The organism is Prochlorococcus marinus str. MIT 9313 (assembly GCF_000011485.1).
GTDB lineage: Bacteria > Cyanobacteriota > Cyanobacteriia > PCC-6307 > Cyanobiaceae > Prochlorococcus > Prochlorococcus marinus_D.
In genome coordinates this window covers 1627087-1643347 of the sequence record NC_005071.1, presented here as the reverse complement: position 1 = coordinate 1643347, position 16261 = coordinate 1627087, and the positions used below count along the sequence as shown (strand labels likewise).

Sequence of the window (16261 nt, the reverse complement as noted above, 5' to 3'; positions counted from 1 at the left end):
ATCCTGGCTTTAATATTTTCTTTTCAAGGCCACATTGCATTGCATACGCAAGGCATCTCTTTTGTGAGTATTTCTCGGCACTTGATAGCAACGTCTTGGTGTTCTTTTTGGGTGCCATGTGCGGAGCGCAGATCGATATAATGAAGCCAAGATCTAACGCTCCCTGCCATATAGATTTTCGTGGGAGTTGCTAGTGGGAGAACTTCTCTTGCGCATTCTTTCGCGACACCAGCTGCAAGCATCTCTTGGTATAGGTCGCGACTTTGTTCAAACAATAAGTTCGCTTTTGAACTCAGTTTTGATACTGTCTCTTGATCAAGATCGTCGATGCTACTTTGCCTGTTTTTTATGTCTTGCCTGCGTAGTGAAGGCGGCTTAGCAAAGGCCATTGTTGAGACATCAGCATAGCGCTGACTAAATTCTTGAAAAGAGAAGCTTCGATGTCTGAGGATTTGCGCTGCTATTGCTCGGGTCGTTCCTATTTCCATAACTATATGGGCCATCTCGAAGGGACTCCAGTGACGATGTTTAATCAGATAGCGGATAAGCCTTTCGCTATCAGGATTGTCTTGATTTTGAGGATTTGAGACTCTCGCACAGTAAGCAATGATTTCTTCTGCCTTGGGCGTTACGGAGATTAAGGATACGCTATTCATGAATCTGATGATTGGGAGATTGAATGGTTTGGGTTTGTGATCGGCTGTTTTTTTGGGATGATGTTTATTGTTGAGCCTTATCTTCCGACTGAGAGCGAAATGGTTGTGCATCCAGCAGGATCATTCTTTGCACGACTTCTGTATTCGTGAGAATGCTTGAGGCGGCTTGAATGGATTGATCCCTGAGTCTTGAACTGCACTGCCATACAAAGATTTAGCAAATTTATTGGGTTGATGAGACCTGATCGAGGAAGTGTTAACAGCTTGCTGAGTTTACCTTATTCTTTCAACTTGAATTTTGTTAGCAGTTGCCGAGAACTTTGCTGTAAAATAAATTCCTTGAAACGGAGTCAAGGCCAGTTGATATCTCAACAGATAAGTGTTCGTCAGTGAAGCAAGTGATGAACTTAATGAGTCTTCTCATTAATGGTTTAAAAGTGTTGTTGTATTTGCCTTGAGTTGATGTTTCGCATTTACAATTTAGCTTCTGTCAAGATCTGTTCAAGGGCTTCTCTTTTGCCCATTAAACTTTTGCTGGCAATAATAAATGGCTGAATTGTTTGGTCAAGTGTCACCTGATGGTGTGGCGATTGAATCACTTATCTCTTGGTTGGTAGATTTAAGCATGTGACTAAAAAATAGTTCATCTGCGGTAGTGTTGCCTCTTCTTCGGGAAAAGGCGATTGCTTTAGTGATGTTGACTTGCTCTTTTGTGGAGTTCTCGTTGTTGCATCGCTACAGCTCTCTAAGCTTATACAGGTAATTGCTTGCAGATAATTCTCTGGAATTATAGTGAAGTTGTCTCATGATTTGCGATTGACTTCAAATATTACGCTTAAGCTTGATTGGGGCTCGCTTGATTGAGATTTTTCAGGCTATTCCTTTGTTCGTTTGTGTCAAGAATCTGTTCATTGTTAAGGGTTGGGAGGCATCTTGGTCCAGATTGCCAACTCCTCGATCGATTGGACCCCTTCACGTCGCTGGCCGTCTTCCAGGAGCCAGGTGGGATAGGCCTGAATCTCGGCTTTTACGCAGGCTGCTGATTGTTCAGGCAGCTGTTTCGGTTTGCCACATTCCACATAGTTCAGCATCGTGCTCGCCTGCTGGCCGAACAGGTTTTTTTGGAAGAAACAAGCTGGACAGCTCCAGGAGCCGTAGAACACGGCTCCGATGGTGTTGAGATGACGAACCAAGGTCAGTTGTTCTCTGGTTGATGTTTTGAGAGGTTCCCCTAGGGTGGCAGCGCCACCGCCTGCTCGGGTTTTGGCAGCTTGCAGTGAGAAACTCAGCCCCATTGCTGTGAGTAGGGACAGCCATAACTTCAGGCCATGGTTGCCTTTGAGGATTTGTGGCCGAACCATGGAAGCTGAAGAGTGGGGTTTGGCAAACTTAAGCACTCTCAAATCGTTCGGGCTTCCCTCCATGGAGCAAGGCGCAGGGTTACTGCGAAACTGGGACACTGAACAGATGTAGGGCCTCGGGCCAAATCAACGCCATGGCCGGCAGCGGCTACCGGGATTATTTCAAGGTTCTCGGAGTTGAGCGCAACGCCGATAGCGATGACATCAAGCGAGCATTCCGCAAGCTGGCGCGCCAGTACCACCCTGATGTGAATCCCGGTGATTCTACTGCTGAGGCGAAGTTCAAGGAGGTGAGTGAGGCATATGAGGTGCTTTCCGATCCGGATAAACGCAGTAAATATGAGCAGTTTGGCCGCTATTGGAATCAGGCCAGTGGCATGGGTGGCGGAGGTCCTGCCGGCGCTGGTTTTGAAGTTGACTTTGGTCGTTATGGGAATTTTGACGACTTCATTAATGACCTTTTGGGCCGTTTTGGTGGGCCTCAAGCTGCTGCTGGTTTTGGCGCTGGTTTCCCTGGTGGCGCAGGCTTCCCTAGAGGGAGCTCTCGTGCTCCGGTGAATCTTGATGCCGAAGCCACCTTGAAGGTGAGTTTTGCTGAAGCGTTTCGCGGTACCGAACGCACCCTTTCTGTTAATGAAGAACGAGTGCAGGTGCGCATTCCGCAGGGCATTAAACCTGGTTCGCGCTTACGCCTCAAGGGAAAGGGCAATCTTCAACCTGGTACTGGCCGGCGGGGTGATCTTTTCCTCAATATTGATGTACAAAACCATCCCTTATGGCGGTTGGATGGTGATCAGCTGAGGGCCGATTTGCCCGTTGCGCTCGATGAGTTTGCACTAGGGGGTACGGCGACGGTGATGACTCCTGATGGGGAAGCTCAGGTGACCATTCCTGCAGGAACCTCGCCAGGCCGCAGTCTGCGGCTTAAAGGCAAAGGTTGGCCTTCGCCTGGGGGGCGTGGTGATTTGCTCTTGACCCTCAACCTGAAGTTACCGTCTGAATGGTCTGCCGATGAGCTGGAGTTGTTGAAACGGTTGCAGCAGTCTCGCAGTACTGACCCCCGCCAGGCGTGGCTTCAGATGGCTCCACTCTGAGGCGAGACTTACGCTCACGAGATTGTTATGCGGTTTTGATGGATCTCACTTATCGCCCTCGTCGGCTGCGTCGTACTCCTGCCCTGCGTTCCATGGTGCGGGAGCACAGCCTCACTGCTGCTGACTTTATCTATCCCTTGTTTGTCCATGAGGGAGCTGGTGTTGAGCCGATCGGTGCCATGCCAGGAACCAATCGCTGGAGCCTCGATCGCTTAATGGCAGAAGTTCAACGGGCCTGGGGGCTGGGCATTCGTTGTGTGGTGCTTTTCCCGAAAGTTGCTGAGGGCCTCAAAACTGAAGATGGGGCGGAATGTTTCAATGAGCATGGGTTGATTCCGCGGGCCATCACGCAGCTCAAGCATGAGCTGCCGGAAATGACAGTGATGACCGATGTGGCTTTGGATCCCTATTCCTGTGATGGTCATGACGGCATCGTTAGCACCGAGGGTGTGGTGCTTAACGACGAGACGATTGAACAACTCTGTCGTCAGGCGGTGGTTCAGGCTCGTGCTGGTGCTGACATGATTGGACCCAGCGACATGATGGATGGCCGCGTCGGCGCCATCCGTGAAGCTCTTGACGACGAGGGTTTTGAGCATGTGGGGATCATCAGCTATACAGCGAAATACTCTTCGGCGTACTACGGCCCGTTTCGCGAGGCGCTTGATTCAGCCCCGCGCGTGGCTGGTGGCAAGCCAATCCCTAAAGACAAGAGTACTTATCAAATGGATCCAGCCAATGCTCGTGAGGCCATTACTGAGGCTCAACTCGATGAGCAGGAAGGTGCAGACATTCTCATGGTGAAGCCTGGCCTGGCCTATCTCGACATCATTCATCGTTTAAGCGAAGAATCGGAGTTACCCATCGCTGCTTACAACGTGAGTGGCGAGTATTCGATGGTGAAGGCTGCTGCGGAAAGGGGTTGGCTTGATGAGCGGGCGGTGGTTCTAGAAACCTTGTTGAGTTTCAAGCGAGCTGGTGCCGATTTGATCCTCACCTACCACGCTTGTGATGCAGCCGCTTGGTTACGGCAGGGATGATTGGCTGCTTTCAAGTTCAGTGGGGCGCAACAGCGTTGAAATGAGCGCTGTAGTCATGAGCTCTGAGGTCTCGACTGCTTCCCTTGCCTTTCAGGACACACTCAAGCAGCTTGAATGGCCACGCTTATGTGAACACCTCGCTGGATTTGCCAGCACCTTGCAGGGCCGGCGTCATTGCCAGACTTTGTCGCTTCCTGCCGATTTGTCTGCTAGCCGTTTGCGCTTGGCAGAAACTCTTGAGATCGGTGCTTTGGATGGTCTGATTGATGGAGGCCTCAGCTTTCAGGGTGTCCATGACCTTGGCCATATCCTGGCTCGCTGTTCAAAAGGTGGTGTGGCTTCTGGGGAAGAGCTTTTAGCTGTTGCCGACACCCTTGCAGCAGCGCGCCGCTTGCGCCGCCAGATTAATGATCCAGAGCTTCGTCCCACGATCTCGTCACTGTTGCTGGATGTCGCAACGATGCCCGAGCTGGAACGGCGACTCAAATTTGCATTGGAAGAGGGTGGTCGGGTGGCTGATCGCGTCAGCTCCAAGCTCGCTGGCTTGCGACGACAGTGGCAAGGTTTGCGTCAGGAACGTCGTGATTGCCTACAGGAGGTGGTCAGGCGTCATGCGGCCATGCTGCAGGACACTGTGATCGCAGATCGCCATGGCCGGCCAGTGCTAGCGGTGAAAGCCGCCGCAGTGTCTCAACTCCCCGGCCTGGTCCACGACAGCTCAGCATCTGGCAGCACAGTCTTTGTTGAGCCTCAGGTTGTGATCACCCTGAGTAATCGTCTTGCTGAATTGGATGGTCGTATCCGAGAGCAGCAGCAGCTCGTCTTGGCGGAGTTGAGTGCGGCGGTGGCTGAGGCCGGCGTATCGATCGGGCGCCTGGCAGAGGTTCTGCTTCAACTCGACTTGGCTCTGGCTCGTGGCCGTTATGGTCAATGGCTTGGTGGGGTCCCCCCTACGTTGCATGCCGAGGCTGCAGCTCCTTTTAGCCTTCAGGAGCTGCGACATCCCTTGCTGGTTTGGCAGCATCGCCGTGACCATGGGGAAGCTGTGGTGCCGATCAGCGTTGAGGTCTCCTCCACCCTGAAAGTGGTCGCGATTACAGGACCCAACACCGGTGGAAAGACTGTCACGCTTAAGAGTGTTGGCCTGGCCTTGCTGATGGCTCGGGCGGGTCTCTTGTTGCCTTGCACAGGGAGTCCATCAATGCCTTGGTGTGCTCAGGTGCTTGCTGATATCGGTGATGAACAGTCACTACAACAGAATCTCTCCACCTTTAGTGGCCATGTGAAGCGCATTGGCTGCATTCTTGAAGCCTTGAACGAGGGGCCTGGTCCAGCTTTGGTGCTTCTTGATGAGGTCGGGGCGGGTACTGATCCCAGTGAAGGGACGGCCCTGGCCACAGCCCTGCTGCGCACGCTTGCCGACCGGGCTCGCCTGACCATCGCGACAACTCATTTCGGCAAACTCAAGGCACTCAAATATGGCGATTCTCGCTTTGAAAACGCTTCTGTGGCCTTTGATGGCGAGACGATGTTGCCCACCTATCGACTGCAATGGGGAATCCCTGGTCGCAGTAATGCCCTCAGTATCGCGATGCGGCTTGGCCTAGACGGCGCAGTGATTGCTCATGCCCAAGAGCTGCTGGGACCTTGTGGTGATGGAGAGGTGAATGAAGTGATCCGTGGTCTTGAAGAGCAACGCAGCCTTCAACAGGCAGCTGCTGAAGATGCCGCGGCTCTGCTGGCACGCACGGAATTGCTGCATGAGGAACTTCTCAGTCGCTGGCAGAAGCAGCGCAAGCAGTCTGCAGCTTTGCAGGAACAAGGTCGCCAGAAGCTGGAGAGCTCCATTCGAGAGGGGCAGAAGGAAGTCCGTCAGTTGATTCGCCGGTTGCGCGAGGGTCGTGCCGATGGTGAGTCCGCACGACGTGCAGGTCAGCGCTTGCGTCGCATTCAGGCTGACCATCGGATTCAGCCTCAACGCAAACAGCACATGGGCTGGCGTCCTGAGGTGGGAGAGCGCATTCGGCTGTTGGCCCTTGGCAAGGCGGCAGAAGTGATTGCTATCTCTGAAGATGGCAAACAACTCACGGTGCGTTGTGGAGTCATGCGCAGCACTGTGGAGCTGTCAGGGGTGGAAAGCCTTGATGGCCTGAAGCCAAGTCCTCCAGAGTTGGTGGTGAAGGTGAAGGTCCGTTCAGGTCTGGGCCGTGGCGCGGAGGTACGCACGACCCGCAACACCGTGGATGTTCGCGGACTGCGTGTGCATGAAGCCGAGGTTGCCGTTGAGGAGCACTTGCGCAGTAGCACTGGTCCGATATGGGTCATTCATGGCATCGGCAGCGGCAAACTCAAGCGGGGGCTACGCCAGTGGCTTGAGACCGTTCCTTATGTGGAACGCGTCCACGATGCGGATCAGGGTGATGGTGGAGCCGGTTGCAGTGTGATTTGGCTGCATTAGCCCAGAATGGGCAAGTGGAGTTTGCGGTCGTTTGGGTCTTGTTCAGTGTTGTCTTGAACTGTCATTGCGATGGCTTCCCCGTCGGCACCAAACAGTCGCCAGCCTCGAGGATCTGGCTCTAGATGCAGGTTGCTTCCAGCACTGAGCGAGAGTTCGGGCGAGGCCCTCACTTGAACCAGATGGTTCCCGTCAACAAGTTTGCAGGTGATCAGTTGTTCATTTCCTAAGACTTCTAGATGACTCACGATTGCCGCGAGATTGCGATTGGTGGAAGGAGCTACGCGCAAATGCTCCGGTCGAAGACCAGCGCTGAGCGGTTGCCCCTCTTCCAGATGCAGCAGCGCTTCGGCCATTGGTCCTTCAACCGCTAGGCGACGATCACCTAGTAGGAGCGTATTGGCGGGGCCAGCAAATACTGGCAGTACGTTCATGGGCGGACTGCCGATGAACTGCGCAACAAAAAGGTTTGATGGCCATTGATAGAGCTCGATTGGCGTGCCTAATTGCTGTAGTTGCCCTTGATTCAGTACCGCAATCCGATGACCCATCGTCATCGCCTCGACTTGGTCGTGGGTGACGTAGATGGTGGTGGTGCCAAGTTGACGCTGGAGGTCAACGATTTGAGTGCGCGTGCTGTTGCGCAGTTTTGCGTCCAAGTTGCTGAGTGGTTCGTCCATCAGGAATACAGACGGCTCTCTCGCCATTGCCCGGCCGAGAGCAACACGTTGTTTTTGACCGCCAGAGAGTTCTTTGGGTTGGCGATTGAGCAGTGGTTGAAGCTCCAGGGCTTCAGCAACTTCCCTTGTCCGGCGCTCGATTCGTTGCTCTCGGATAGATGAAACCTGCAGAAGTGGAGGAAAGTTGCGGGTCTTGCGATGGAGTTGGTCTTGCAGGAGTTGGCCTAAAGATCGCTGCTGGCTGCGCCGTAGGCCGAAGACCAGGTTGTCTCGCACACTTAAGTGGGGATAAAGCGCGTAGTTTTGGAACACCATCGCCACGTCCCTTTGGGCAGGTCGTAGCTGCGAGACAGGTTGTTTGCCTACGTAGATCTCGCCGCTTGTAGGGGCTTCGAGGCCCGCGAGCAGCCTTAGTAGTGTGCTTTTGCCACAGCCGGAGGGGCCAACAAGCACAAGGAATTCACCATCGTTGATTTGTAGATTCAGTTGACGAATGACCTCAACAGAGGGTTCATTCCGCCTGCCTGGGTAGCTCTTGTTGAGAGCCTTGAAGCGAACGCCGGCCACTCACAGTTCCCCGATCAAGCTGATCCTAGGGTTGGAGCTTGGCCAAGCTGGGCGCTTGCAGTGCAGTTCATAGATCAGGCACGTATCACCGTTAGAGCCGGTCGCGGTGGCGATGGGATCATGGCTTTTAGGCGGGAGAAGTATGTGCCGGCTGGCGGTCCCTCTGGTGGGGATGGCGGTAATGGCGGCAACGTCGTTCTTGAAGCGGATGGCAACCTTCAGACCCTGCTGGATTTTAAGTACAAGAGACTTTTCCCAGCGCCTGATGGTCGGCGGGGTGGTCCGAATCGCTGTACCGGCGCTTCAGGTAAAGACTTGATCATCAAGGTGCCATGTGGCACTGAAGTGCGTCATCTCTACACGGGCATCCTTCTGGGTGACCTCACTCGATCTGAAGATCTACTTGTGGTGGCTTTTGGAGGGCGTGGAGGGCTTGGTAATGCCCATTACCTCAGTAATCGAAACCGTGCTCCTGAGAAATTCACGGAAGGGCGCGATGGGGAGGAATGGTTCCTTCAATTGGAACTCAAGTTATTAGCAGAGGTGGGGATCATTGGTTTGCCGAATGCAGGCAAGAGCACTTTGATTTCTGTGCTTTCGGCAGCCCGGCCCAAGATTGCTGATTATCCCTTCACCACATTGGTGCCTAATCTCGGTGTGGTGCGTCGACCCAGCGGAGATGGCACAGTTTTCGCTGATATCCCTGGTCTGATTGCCGGTGCAGCACAAGGAGCAGGCCTAGGGCATGATTTCCTTCGCCACATCGAACGCACCAGGCTGTTGATTCATGTGTTGGATGGTGGCGCAGAAGATCCAGTTGAAGACTTGCTGGTGGTTGAAAAGGAGCTGGTTGCTTATGGCCATGACTTGGTTGAAAGGCCACGGCTGTTGGTGCTCAATAAACAGGAGTTATTGGATGAACAGCATCAAGATCAGCTGGTTGATGCCCTTCAGGCAGCGAGTGGTCGAAGCTTGATTTTGATTTCTGCGGCCATGGGTCTAGGCCTTGAGGGGCTGTTGGCGCAGGTATGGAAGGAACTTGGCGTCTGAGGTTTTCAGGTCTGCCAGACCATATCCAGACTTGTGTGTTCGCGGGTCATTGGTCATAACTGGAGTGAAACCATTGATGTCATGACCTTTTACAGCTGCTTTGATCAGCAGGGCAAGGAGATTGCCCGTTGCCAGACCCATCAGGAGATTGAGGCTCTGCGGCGGATGGGACGTCCCATTGCTGAAGTTCGAGAAATGAGGAATGAGGAAGCGGTTGTCTGCTCACTCACCAGTAGTCCGTCTGACTTCAATGAGGATGTTTGAACTGGATCAAGATGTTGATCCTCGCTCAGTTCGTTAACAAAAAAAGCGGGCTTATGCCCGCTTTAGATCATTCTGAGCCCAGTTTTCTTTTGGGGATCAACTCAGTCGTCGTAGACGCGACACTCGGGCTCATCTGGATTGGCATCGCAGAACAATTCCAGGGCATTGGGGTCGTGTTTATCTTCTGGATGGTGATCCTTGTATTCCTCAAGGGAATGGATTTCGTCGGTGAGATGGCGCACCTTGGCGTCGTTGCCTTGGGCTTTGGCGTCTTGGATCTCAGATTGATCCTTCTGAATGTGCTCGTCGATGGTTTTCATAGGGTCTTGGCCTGCGCCGGCCTCTATCACTGCCACAACATAAGCACTTTGATCGGTTGCGCCATGGGGGGAGGCCTGACTTGGTTTCCGTTACAACACCATTGCCAAGGCTTTTCACCATTGGCTCCTAGCTGATTAGGCAGATTGAGGCTGATGGCATGGTACGGATCAGAGACCGGCAGGATCGCCATTTCATCGATCAGCAGTAAAGGATGTTCTGGATGAACGGGCCAGAAACGTTTTGCGAGCTCTCTGCAAAGAGGCAAAAGCGCAGTGGCCTCAGCTTCGCGGATGTATTGGAGTGGAAGCAATGCGTTTCTTCTGGCTTTGTCAGTCAACGCTTTGGGTCCATTTTGAAGCTTGCGAGGCTTCCAATTACAACCATGTGGATTGGTCGCAAGATCTATATCTGAGACAGATTGGGGAACTGATGGCCCAGCATTGTTCTGTAGATGATTGCCGCCCAACTGCCATGAATTTGGCAGAGGTTGAAGGATACGGGTCAAACTTGTTTTCTGGATCAGTGCCTTAGAGATGCCTCCCTCTGATCAATAGACGGCAACCAGTTGTCAATGTTGTGATACTCCGACTAACTCACCAGTCTTGTTCGCAAGGACATAAGATGATGCAGAATTGCGCTAGAATCATCGACGTTGGCGCCGTCTTATGCAGTCAGTTCGCTGAGTTCGAGCCAGCGCTCTTCAGCTCTGTGCAATGTTTCGACTAGCTCGGCTAATTGTTGACTAAGAAGAGTTAAGTCTTCGTCGCCACAGGACAAAGCAGCCTCAAGGTTAGAACGCTTGGCTTCAAGCAGTGGGATGTCAATGTTTAGAGCTTCTAGTTCACGTGATTCCTTGAAGCTTCGACGTCTTGGCTTGCTGTTTTCTGTGGCTTGGGATGAAGAGCTTTCTGCCTCTTGAGAGGATCTTGTGGATATTCTAGATGGGCCAGAATCCTTCAAAAGTCTGATCGATTTGGGCTCATTTGCTTCGTTGAGACCTCGCTCTTGTCGTCGTTGCTGTTCAAGAAAGGCGCTGTAATTGCCCTCAAAACGTTTTAATTGCCCATTCTCAAAGTTGAAAAGACGATCAACTGTGCGATCGAGGAAATAGCGGTCATGAGAGACCACGACAACGCAGCCGCGGAAATCCTCAAGGAAATCTTCCAGCACGCTTAGTGTTTGGACATCTAGGTCGTTGGTGGGTTCATCAAGCAGCAGCACATTCGGTGCTTGGATCAGCATCCGGCAGAGTGTGAGTCGGCGTCGTTCTCCCCCAGAGAGCTTCCCCAGGGGGCTGTGCTGCTGAGCCGGTGGAAATAGGAAGCGTTCCAGTAGTTGAGAGGCCGTAATTTGTTCTTCTCCCAGAATGATTTGAGAGGCAGCTTCTTCGACAAAATCGATCACTTTGCGATCTAGGCCTTTGCCTTTGGTGATGTCCTCGGTGTGCTGGTCGAGATATCCCAGGTGCACTGTTTCACCTAATCGCAGTGTTCCACCGTTGGGTTGGCGTCTGCCGGCGATTAAATCAAGCAATGTGGATTTGCCACTGCCATTGGGGCCGATGATGCCAACGCGGTCTTCTGGACTAAAGCTGTAGGTGAAGTTGTCTAGAAGCAGAGGACTGTCGGGCTTGCCATTGGCCGTGACTTGCAGGGCTTCCGCCTCAATCACTAGCTTGCCGATGCGCCTGCTTACGTTCGCCATCTTCAAGGAACCCCGCAGTTGAGGCAATGGTTCTGCGCGCATCTCCGCAATTCGCTGCAGGCGTGCCTTCTGCTTGGTACTGCGTGCTTTGGGACCCTGTCGTAACCAGGCCAGCTCTCGTCTTAAAACCCCTTTGAACTTTTGAGCAGTGGAGGCTTCTGAAGCTTCAAGTTCGGCCTTTTGTTGTAGAAAAGTGCTGTAGTTGCCGGCATAGTTATGGGCTTTGCCTCGATCTACTTCCACCATGCGGCGTGTCACCCGATCGAGCACGTAACGATCGTGGGTGACAAGCACCAAAGCGCCTGGAAAGCGATCGAGCCAACTTTGTAGCCACTCCACTGCTGCCGCATCGAGATGGTTGGTGGGCTCATCGAGCAGCAAAACGTCAGGTCTGGCGACCAAGGCGGAGGCAAGGCCGACACGCTTGCGATACCCACCAGAGAGTTCTTTAACCGGCCGCTCTAGATCGGTGATACCAAGACGTTGAAGGACCTCTTGACATTGCTGTTCCAAGCTCCAGGCCTGGGCGTCATCCATCCGCTGGCTGACTTGTCCTAACTCAGCCAAAAGCGTTGCATCGTTGGGGTTGCGGGCCATCGAATTGCTGAGCTCGTTGAAACGCAGCAGAAGCTCTCTCTTTTCACCGCACCCGGCCAAGACTTCTTGCAGCACCGTATGGCCAGGGTTTACAGCGCTCTCCTGTCCCACGAGCTCTACCCGTAATCGCGCTGAGCACCTCCTTTCACCCTCTCCTAGGGGTTCCTTTCCGGCGAGCACCTTCAGTAGCGTCGATTTCCCGGCTCCATTCGGTCCGATCAGCCCTAGTCGTTCTCCTTCGTTGATGTGCAGGGTGAGGTCGGCAAACAGGGTGTTGATGCCGAAGTCTTTCGAGGCCTCTATCAGGCTGATCAGGCTCACAGAGCTTCGTTAGCTTGCGGATTGCTCAGGTAAGCAAACACACTCTTGTCACCGACGTCAGCAGCGGCGTCCATGCCGAACTTTCGCAGGGCTAACACCAGCAGCAGTAGAGCGGCAGAGCCCAGTAATCCCATCACGATTGAGCCACTCATTAACCCGCTGAGATGACCCAATAGGGCTATTGGGATGAGCAGGGTGAGACCAATTGCCTCTGGTCGGCCGAAGCAGAAGAATTCTTTGAATCCAACCCCAGTGAGTGCTGCAAACAAAGGGCCGATCGCCCAGATCCAAGCAGGCTCTGCGGTCACCGTTGAGAGCATCGTGTCAGTACCGACACTCCATGCCATCACGACGGCACCTAGGCAGCCCAAAGCCCATAACAACTTCAGTGCCTGGTGTAGCGGGCGGAGGTAGATGTGAATCCAATTAAGAGCTAAGCCCAGACCGATTGACATCGGTAGTAGCCATAGCCATGCCCATGTTGGCCCAATCATCAGCCACTGGCCCAGCCCTGCTGTGAAGGCCACACCGCAGAGCAGTAAAGCAAGGCGGTAGCGCTGCACTTCCAATTCGTCAGTGCTGGTGATCCTGTAGCGGCCATAAACACCCTCAAACTCCTTCTCTGCCATAGCGGCGATGTCTGAATTCAAGGATTGTGTGTTGTTGGTCATCGCTGATCAGGGGCTGATGCATTTACCAGTTTGGCCAGATCAGGACCGGCCGGAACAATATTGCTCGGATGTAGAGGAAAGAGTGCGCCGAAATAGTCCTGACGCCAGGCCTGCGAATCACAGGTTTTGGCTACACCTGGGAGGGCCAGAAGCCTTTGGCGCCAATGCCAGAGATGAGGGAAGGCCCAAAGGGGCTGTTGACTGCAGCCAAACAGTGGTGCATAGACCATCTCCCAGCGGATCAAGGTCGGGAACAGCCTCACGTCAGCCAGGGTGAGTTGGTCTCCACAAAGCCATGGACCCTTATTGGAGAGGCTGCGGTCCACTTGCGCAAGGGTGTCGAATAGCTCGTTACAGGCCTTGTCGTAAGCCGCTTGGTTGCGTGCAAAACCACATCGATAGACACCATCGTTGACAGCGGGCTGAAGAAGCTTTTGCCAGCCATTGATCTCACCTTGAAGATTGGAGGGGGCTAGGTCGGGAGCATCTTTAGCCGCCGGCCAAAGGTTCAAAACTTCCACGAGTTGGGCACTTTCGTTACCGAGTAGCTGCGGTGATTGGGATGTCATGGTGCCTGGATCGACCAGGGCCGGAACAGTGGCGCGATGGCTGGGTGGGGAGCCACAGCGTTGGTAAAGGGCAAGTAGAGAATTGCAGCCCAACCAGGCTGGATCTAATTGCCAACGGCCGGCCTTGTGGTCGGCGCGTGCCAGGTGCAGGGTGAGGCTGCTCTGAAGGTTGCGCAGTTGAAGCACCAGCCAGGTGCGATGTGCCCAAGGACAGCTGCGCCCAATGATCAGGCGTGGGTATTGGTCTGCTGATCTGTTGCTCAGCTCTTGCTCTGCGGGCAATCTTGCTTGCTGATGCTGGCTGGGGGGGCGCTGATAGTTCCCCTTGGCATCTGCTGGAGCAAGACCGTTCATTAATTGAATCCATTGCCAGTGCCAGCCCATGCGTGCTGCGGCAACGATTGCGGGGGGGATCGACATGGTTGTTCCCTTTGCAGCCATTTTCGGTCAGGCTGAGGATTGCGATCGAATCTTGATGTCTGGCCTTCAGGTGCTTCTGGTGGCGGGTACTCATGGCAATGAAATCAACGGTCCCTGGCTTCTCGATCAATGGTCTCAGACCCCTGAGCTGATCAACACCCATGGTGTTGGTGTGGTGCCGGTGATCGGTAATCCAGAGGCTCTTGCGTTGGGCCGGCGTTATTTGGATTGCGATCTCAACCGCAGCTTTCGGCTCGACTTGCTCAGATCTCCCAGCATCTTGGATCGAGAGGTTGTTCGTGCCAAGCAGTTGCTTAGTTTTTTTGGTCCAGAGGGATCAACCCCTTGCCAGATCGTTATTGATTTGCACAGCACCACTTCAGCAATGGGAAGCACTCTTGTGGTTTATGGCCGACGGTCGGTTGACTTGGCTTTAGCAGCATTGATTCAGGCTCGCTTGGGTTTGCCTATCTATCTGCATGATGGGGATGATGACCAGCAGGGGTTTTTGGTGGAGCGCTGGCCCTGTGGCTTAGTGATTGAAATCGGTCCTGTTCCCCAGGGCCTGTTAAAGGCCCGCATTATTGAACAGACACGACTTGCTGTTCAGGCCTGTCTCGAGGCTCTGAGCAGCGTTGCATCTGGATCGCCGACCTACCCAGATGAGTTTGTGGTGCACTCTCATCTGGGTAGTCTGGACCTGCCCCGTGATGCCTTGGGCCAGCCTGCTGCATGTGTGCATCCATCTCTTCAGGGCCGTGATTGGCAGCCTCTGCAGATGGGCGCCCCCTTGTTTCTCTGGCCAGATGGAGAGGTGTTCAGATTTGAAGGTCGAGATTCTCCCATCCCCGTTTTTATCAACGAGGCGGCCTACGTTGAAAAGCACATCGCCATGAGCCTGACCTGTCGAGAGGTCTGCCCCCTGCCTGAGCAATGGCAAGGGGCCCTGCAGCAGTTAGTCGACTGTTAACGAGGGGGACCGTTGTAGATGATCTGATTGACAGACCTTCCGTCGGGGGCAATCTGAATGACGGTTTCTGTGGTCGGTTCATTGCCATATTCCGACCAGCCTGGGGCCCCACCTAAGAAGCTATAGGTGTAGCCATTGATGGTGTTTCTGATCAGGCAATCGTTACCACCATTGCTGGTGTCAAACATGCAAGGCGCCGGTTGGTAAACCGAAAGACCGCCGTTTTCTTTGACCGCGGTGCCACGGGCCAGGTTGAGGGCGCGGATCTGGGAGGAAGGAAGCTGGTCTTGGGCGTGGGTCGGTGTCGCTAGATCGGCCAAGCAGGCAGTTCCACTAAGGGCTATGACGAGTGAGATTGTGCGAAGAGACATCGCTTTGCTCGAAGGCTCAACCCATCTAATAGCAAGAACGCGTCGCTTGGTCTGCTCAAAAACCGAAGGTTTTTATGGTTGGCGAGGGTGACGCAATGGGCCGTTGTAGGGGACGGAGAGGATGCGATCACCATCACGAGAGATGATCACCTCGGTTTCAAGGGTTGGCTCTGCTGGGCTGAGCTGTTGCCAGCCTGGAGCCCCCCCTCGGAATTGAAATCGGAACCCTTCATTGGTTGTTGAGACAAGACATTCTTCGGCTCCGGTGACATACATGCACTGATCGGCTCGATAGGCACCTAGGCCGCCATTGAGCAATTCGGCGCGCATTCGCGCCAGGTTTGCTGCTCTTGGTTGGGCTAGCGGCAGGCTGTTCTGTGCATGGGATAGACCAGATGACCCGACGACTATCACGGCAGCTGCAAGAGGGGCAGCTGCCCTTAAGCGGGAGGAAAACATCTCATCATCTGCATGTTGTTTCCTAAACCCATCAAAGGTTTATCAGTGTTTGTTTAGAGGTGTGATCGGCTGTGCCTGAAATCAGCCACATGCCCATTGAACCCGCGTCGATTGTTCTTTCGTGCAAAGGAGGTCGCTGTCACTGCCGTCGGCCCAGTAAACCCTTAGGCGGCCATCAGTTGATTCCATGCGAAAGGTGAGTGACTTCACCGGCCCGGCGGGGGTCTTGCTGTTGGTGTCGGTAGCGGAGGGGGTCGTTTGCCCTATTCGATGCTCGAGCTGATCCAGCCTGAGTTCAAGACGATTGATCGCTTCAGCTTGGCTTGTAGTCCATGAGGGCTGATTTTTTCGACATCCTGTGATGGCCATTAGTCCAGCCACCATCATGAGGGTCGAAAAAAGAGCAGGCGCAATTCTCGGCATGCAATTAGGAGTTGTAAACCACTACTAGTGGGTTCAGCTTGTCTGCGCCAGGCTTTGGCTCCAGTTGTTGAGCTCAGCTTGAGCCTCAAGCCTTTTGCGTCGAGGATGAACCATGGAGAGTGGTGCAATCTCTTTAAGGCGACGCCTTGCATGTTTGTCAGGGGATCAGAGCCAAGAGCTGCTGCAGGGATCCATCGCTAAAAAACTTAAGTTTTCCTGGGGTTTTCTGGTGGATGCCAAGGACTACATCTTTTCCAGCGCAATCCAT

Annotated in this window: 17 protein-coding genes; 6 read left to right on the top strand and 11 right to left on the bottom strand. The window is 53.6% G+C overall.

Annotated elements, in window-relative coordinates; translation table 11 throughout:
• Nucleotides 1–23: 23 nt before the first annotated feature.
• Both thyX and AKG35_RS08240 read right to left on the bottom strand, forming a co-directional pair.
• Complete coding sequence (gene thyX, locus AKG35_RS08245) at nt 24–656, bottom strand: FAD-dependent thymidylate synthase (RefSeq protein ID WP_011130917.1); 633 nt, start codon at nt 654–656, stop codon at nt 24–26.
• Nucleotides 657–1570: 914 nt separating this feature from the next.
• Nucleotides 1571–2017 carry a hypothetical protein gene (locus AKG35_RS08240; RefSeq protein WP_236069579.1) on the bottom strand — a complete coding sequence of 149 codons (447 nt, stop codon included), beginning with the start codon at nt 2015–2017 and terminating at the stop codon, nt 1571–1573.
• Nucleotides 2018–2151: 134 nt separating this feature from the next.
• Between AKG35_RS08240 and AKG35_RS08235 the strand changes: the two genes are divergently transcribed.
• From AKG35_RS08235 to AKG35_RS08225, 3 genes are read left to right on the top strand one after another with little or no spacing between them, the layout of a single operon-like run.
• Entirely contained in the window at nt 2152–3111 is a 960-nt protein-coding gene (locus AKG35_RS08235) for a DnaJ C-terminal domain-containing protein (protein WP_011130915.1), read from the top strand.
• A 38-nt stretch (nt 3112–3149) separates the two neighbouring features.
• A complete protein-coding gene (hemB, locus tag AKG35_RS08230) occupies nt 3150–4151 on the top strand; it encodes a porphobilinogen synthase (RefSeq protein WP_041385179.1) in 1002 nt (333 codons plus the stop codon).
• Between the two features lie 40 nt (nt 4152–4191).
• The gene (locus tag AKG35_RS08225) at nt 4192–6609 is read left to right on the top strand and encodes an endonuclease MutS2 (protein WP_419177156.1); all 2418 of its coding nucleotides are present in this window, start codon (nt 4192–4194) and stop codon (nt 6607–6609) included.
• Here AKG35_RS08225 and AKG35_RS08220 read toward each other — a convergent pair.
• A complete protein-coding gene (locus AKG35_RS08220; protein WP_011130912.1) occupies nt 6606–7853 on the bottom strand; it encodes an ABC transporter ATP-binding protein in 1248 nt (415 codons plus the stop codon). The genes AKG35_RS08225 and AKG35_RS08220 overlap by 4 nt on opposite strands.
• A 60-nt stretch (nt 7854–7913) precedes the next feature.
• Here AKG35_RS08220 and cgtA point away from each other — a divergent pair, with 60 nt between their 5' ends.
• Together cgtA and AKG35_RS08210 are read left to right on the top strand one after the other, a co-directional pair.
• The gene (gene cgtA / locus AKG35_RS08215) at nt 7914–8903 is read left to right on the top strand and encodes an Obg family GTPase CgtA (RefSeq protein ID WP_011130911.1); all 990 of its coding nucleotides are present in this window, start codon (nt 7914–7916) and stop codon (nt 8901–8903) included.
• Between the two features lie 81 nt (nt 8904–8984).
• Nucleotides 8985–9167, top strand: a complete 183-nt coding sequence (locus AKG35_RS08210) for a hypothetical protein (RefSeq protein ID WP_011130910.1) — start codon at nt 8985–8987, stop codon at nt 9165–9167.
• Nucleotides 9168–9268: 101 nt separating this feature from the next.
• On the opposite strand, the gene AKG35_RS08205 is transcribed toward AKG35_RS08210, so the two are convergent.
• From AKG35_RS08205 to AKG35_RS08185, 5 genes are all read right to left on the bottom strand, one after another.
• On the bottom strand, nt 9269–9487 hold the full coding sequence (locus AKG35_RS08205; RefSeq protein ID WP_011130909.1) for a CP12 domain-containing protein: 219 nt from the start codon (nt 9485–9487) through the stop codon (nt 9269–9271).
• A 26-nt stretch (nt 9488–9513) separates the two neighbouring features.
• On the bottom strand, nt 9514–9993 hold the full coding sequence (locus AKG35_RS08200) for a hypothetical protein (RefSeq protein ID WP_011130908.1): 480 nt from the start codon (nt 9991–9993) through the stop codon (nt 9514–9516).
• Nucleotides 9994–10151: 158 nt separating this feature from the next.
• On the bottom strand, nt 10152–12110 hold the full coding sequence (locus AKG35_RS08195) for an ABC transporter ATP-binding protein (protein ID WP_011130907.1): 1959 nt from the start codon (nt 12108–12110) through the stop codon (nt 10152–10154).
• A complete protein-coding gene (locus AKG35_RS08190) occupies nt 12107–12781 on the bottom strand; it encodes a DUF2301 domain-containing membrane protein (RefSeq protein WP_011130906.1) in 675 nt (224 codons plus the stop codon). The genes AKG35_RS08195 and AKG35_RS08190 overlap by 4 nt, the downstream gene beginning before the upstream one ends.
• On the bottom strand, nt 12778–13770 hold the full coding sequence (locus AKG35_RS08185) for a glutathione S-transferase C-terminal domain-containing protein (RefSeq protein ID WP_041385174.1): 993 nt from the start codon (nt 13768–13770) through the stop codon (nt 12778–12780). Before AKG35_RS08185 ends, AKG35_RS08190 begins: the two co-directional genes overlap by 4 nt.
• 55 nt (nt 13771–13825) lie before the next feature.
• On the opposite strand from AKG35_RS08185, the gene AKG35_RS08180 reads away from it, so the two are divergent.
• Complete coding sequence (locus tag AKG35_RS08180; RefSeq protein WP_011130904.1) at nt 13826–14740, top strand: aspartoacylase; 915 nt, start codon at nt 13826–13828, stop codon at nt 14738–14740.
• Here the strand turns inward: AKG35_RS08180 and AKG35_RS08175 are convergent.
• The 3 genes from AKG35_RS08175 to AKG35_RS08165 all read right to left on the bottom strand — a co-directional run bounded on the left by AKG35_RS08175 (nt 14737) and on the right by AKG35_RS08165 (nt 15993).
• Nucleotides 14737–15111, bottom strand: a complete 375-nt coding sequence (locus AKG35_RS08175; RefSeq protein ID WP_011130903.1) for a hypothetical protein — start codon at nt 15109–15111, stop codon at nt 14737–14739. The genes AKG35_RS08180 and AKG35_RS08175 overlap by 4 nt on opposite strands.
• A 72-nt stretch (nt 15112–15183) precedes the next feature.
• Complete coding sequence (locus AKG35_RS08170; RefSeq protein ID WP_011130902.1) at nt 15184–15570, bottom strand: hypothetical protein; 387 nt, start codon at nt 15568–15570, stop codon at nt 15184–15186.
• A gap of 81 nt (nt 15571–15651) precedes the next feature.
• Nucleotides 15652–15993 carry a hypothetical protein gene (locus AKG35_RS08165; protein WP_011130901.1) on the bottom strand — a complete coding sequence of 114 codons (342 nt, stop codon included), beginning with the start codon at nt 15991–15993 and terminating at the stop codon, nt 15652–15654.
• Nucleotides 15994–16261 lie beyond the last annotated feature (268 nt).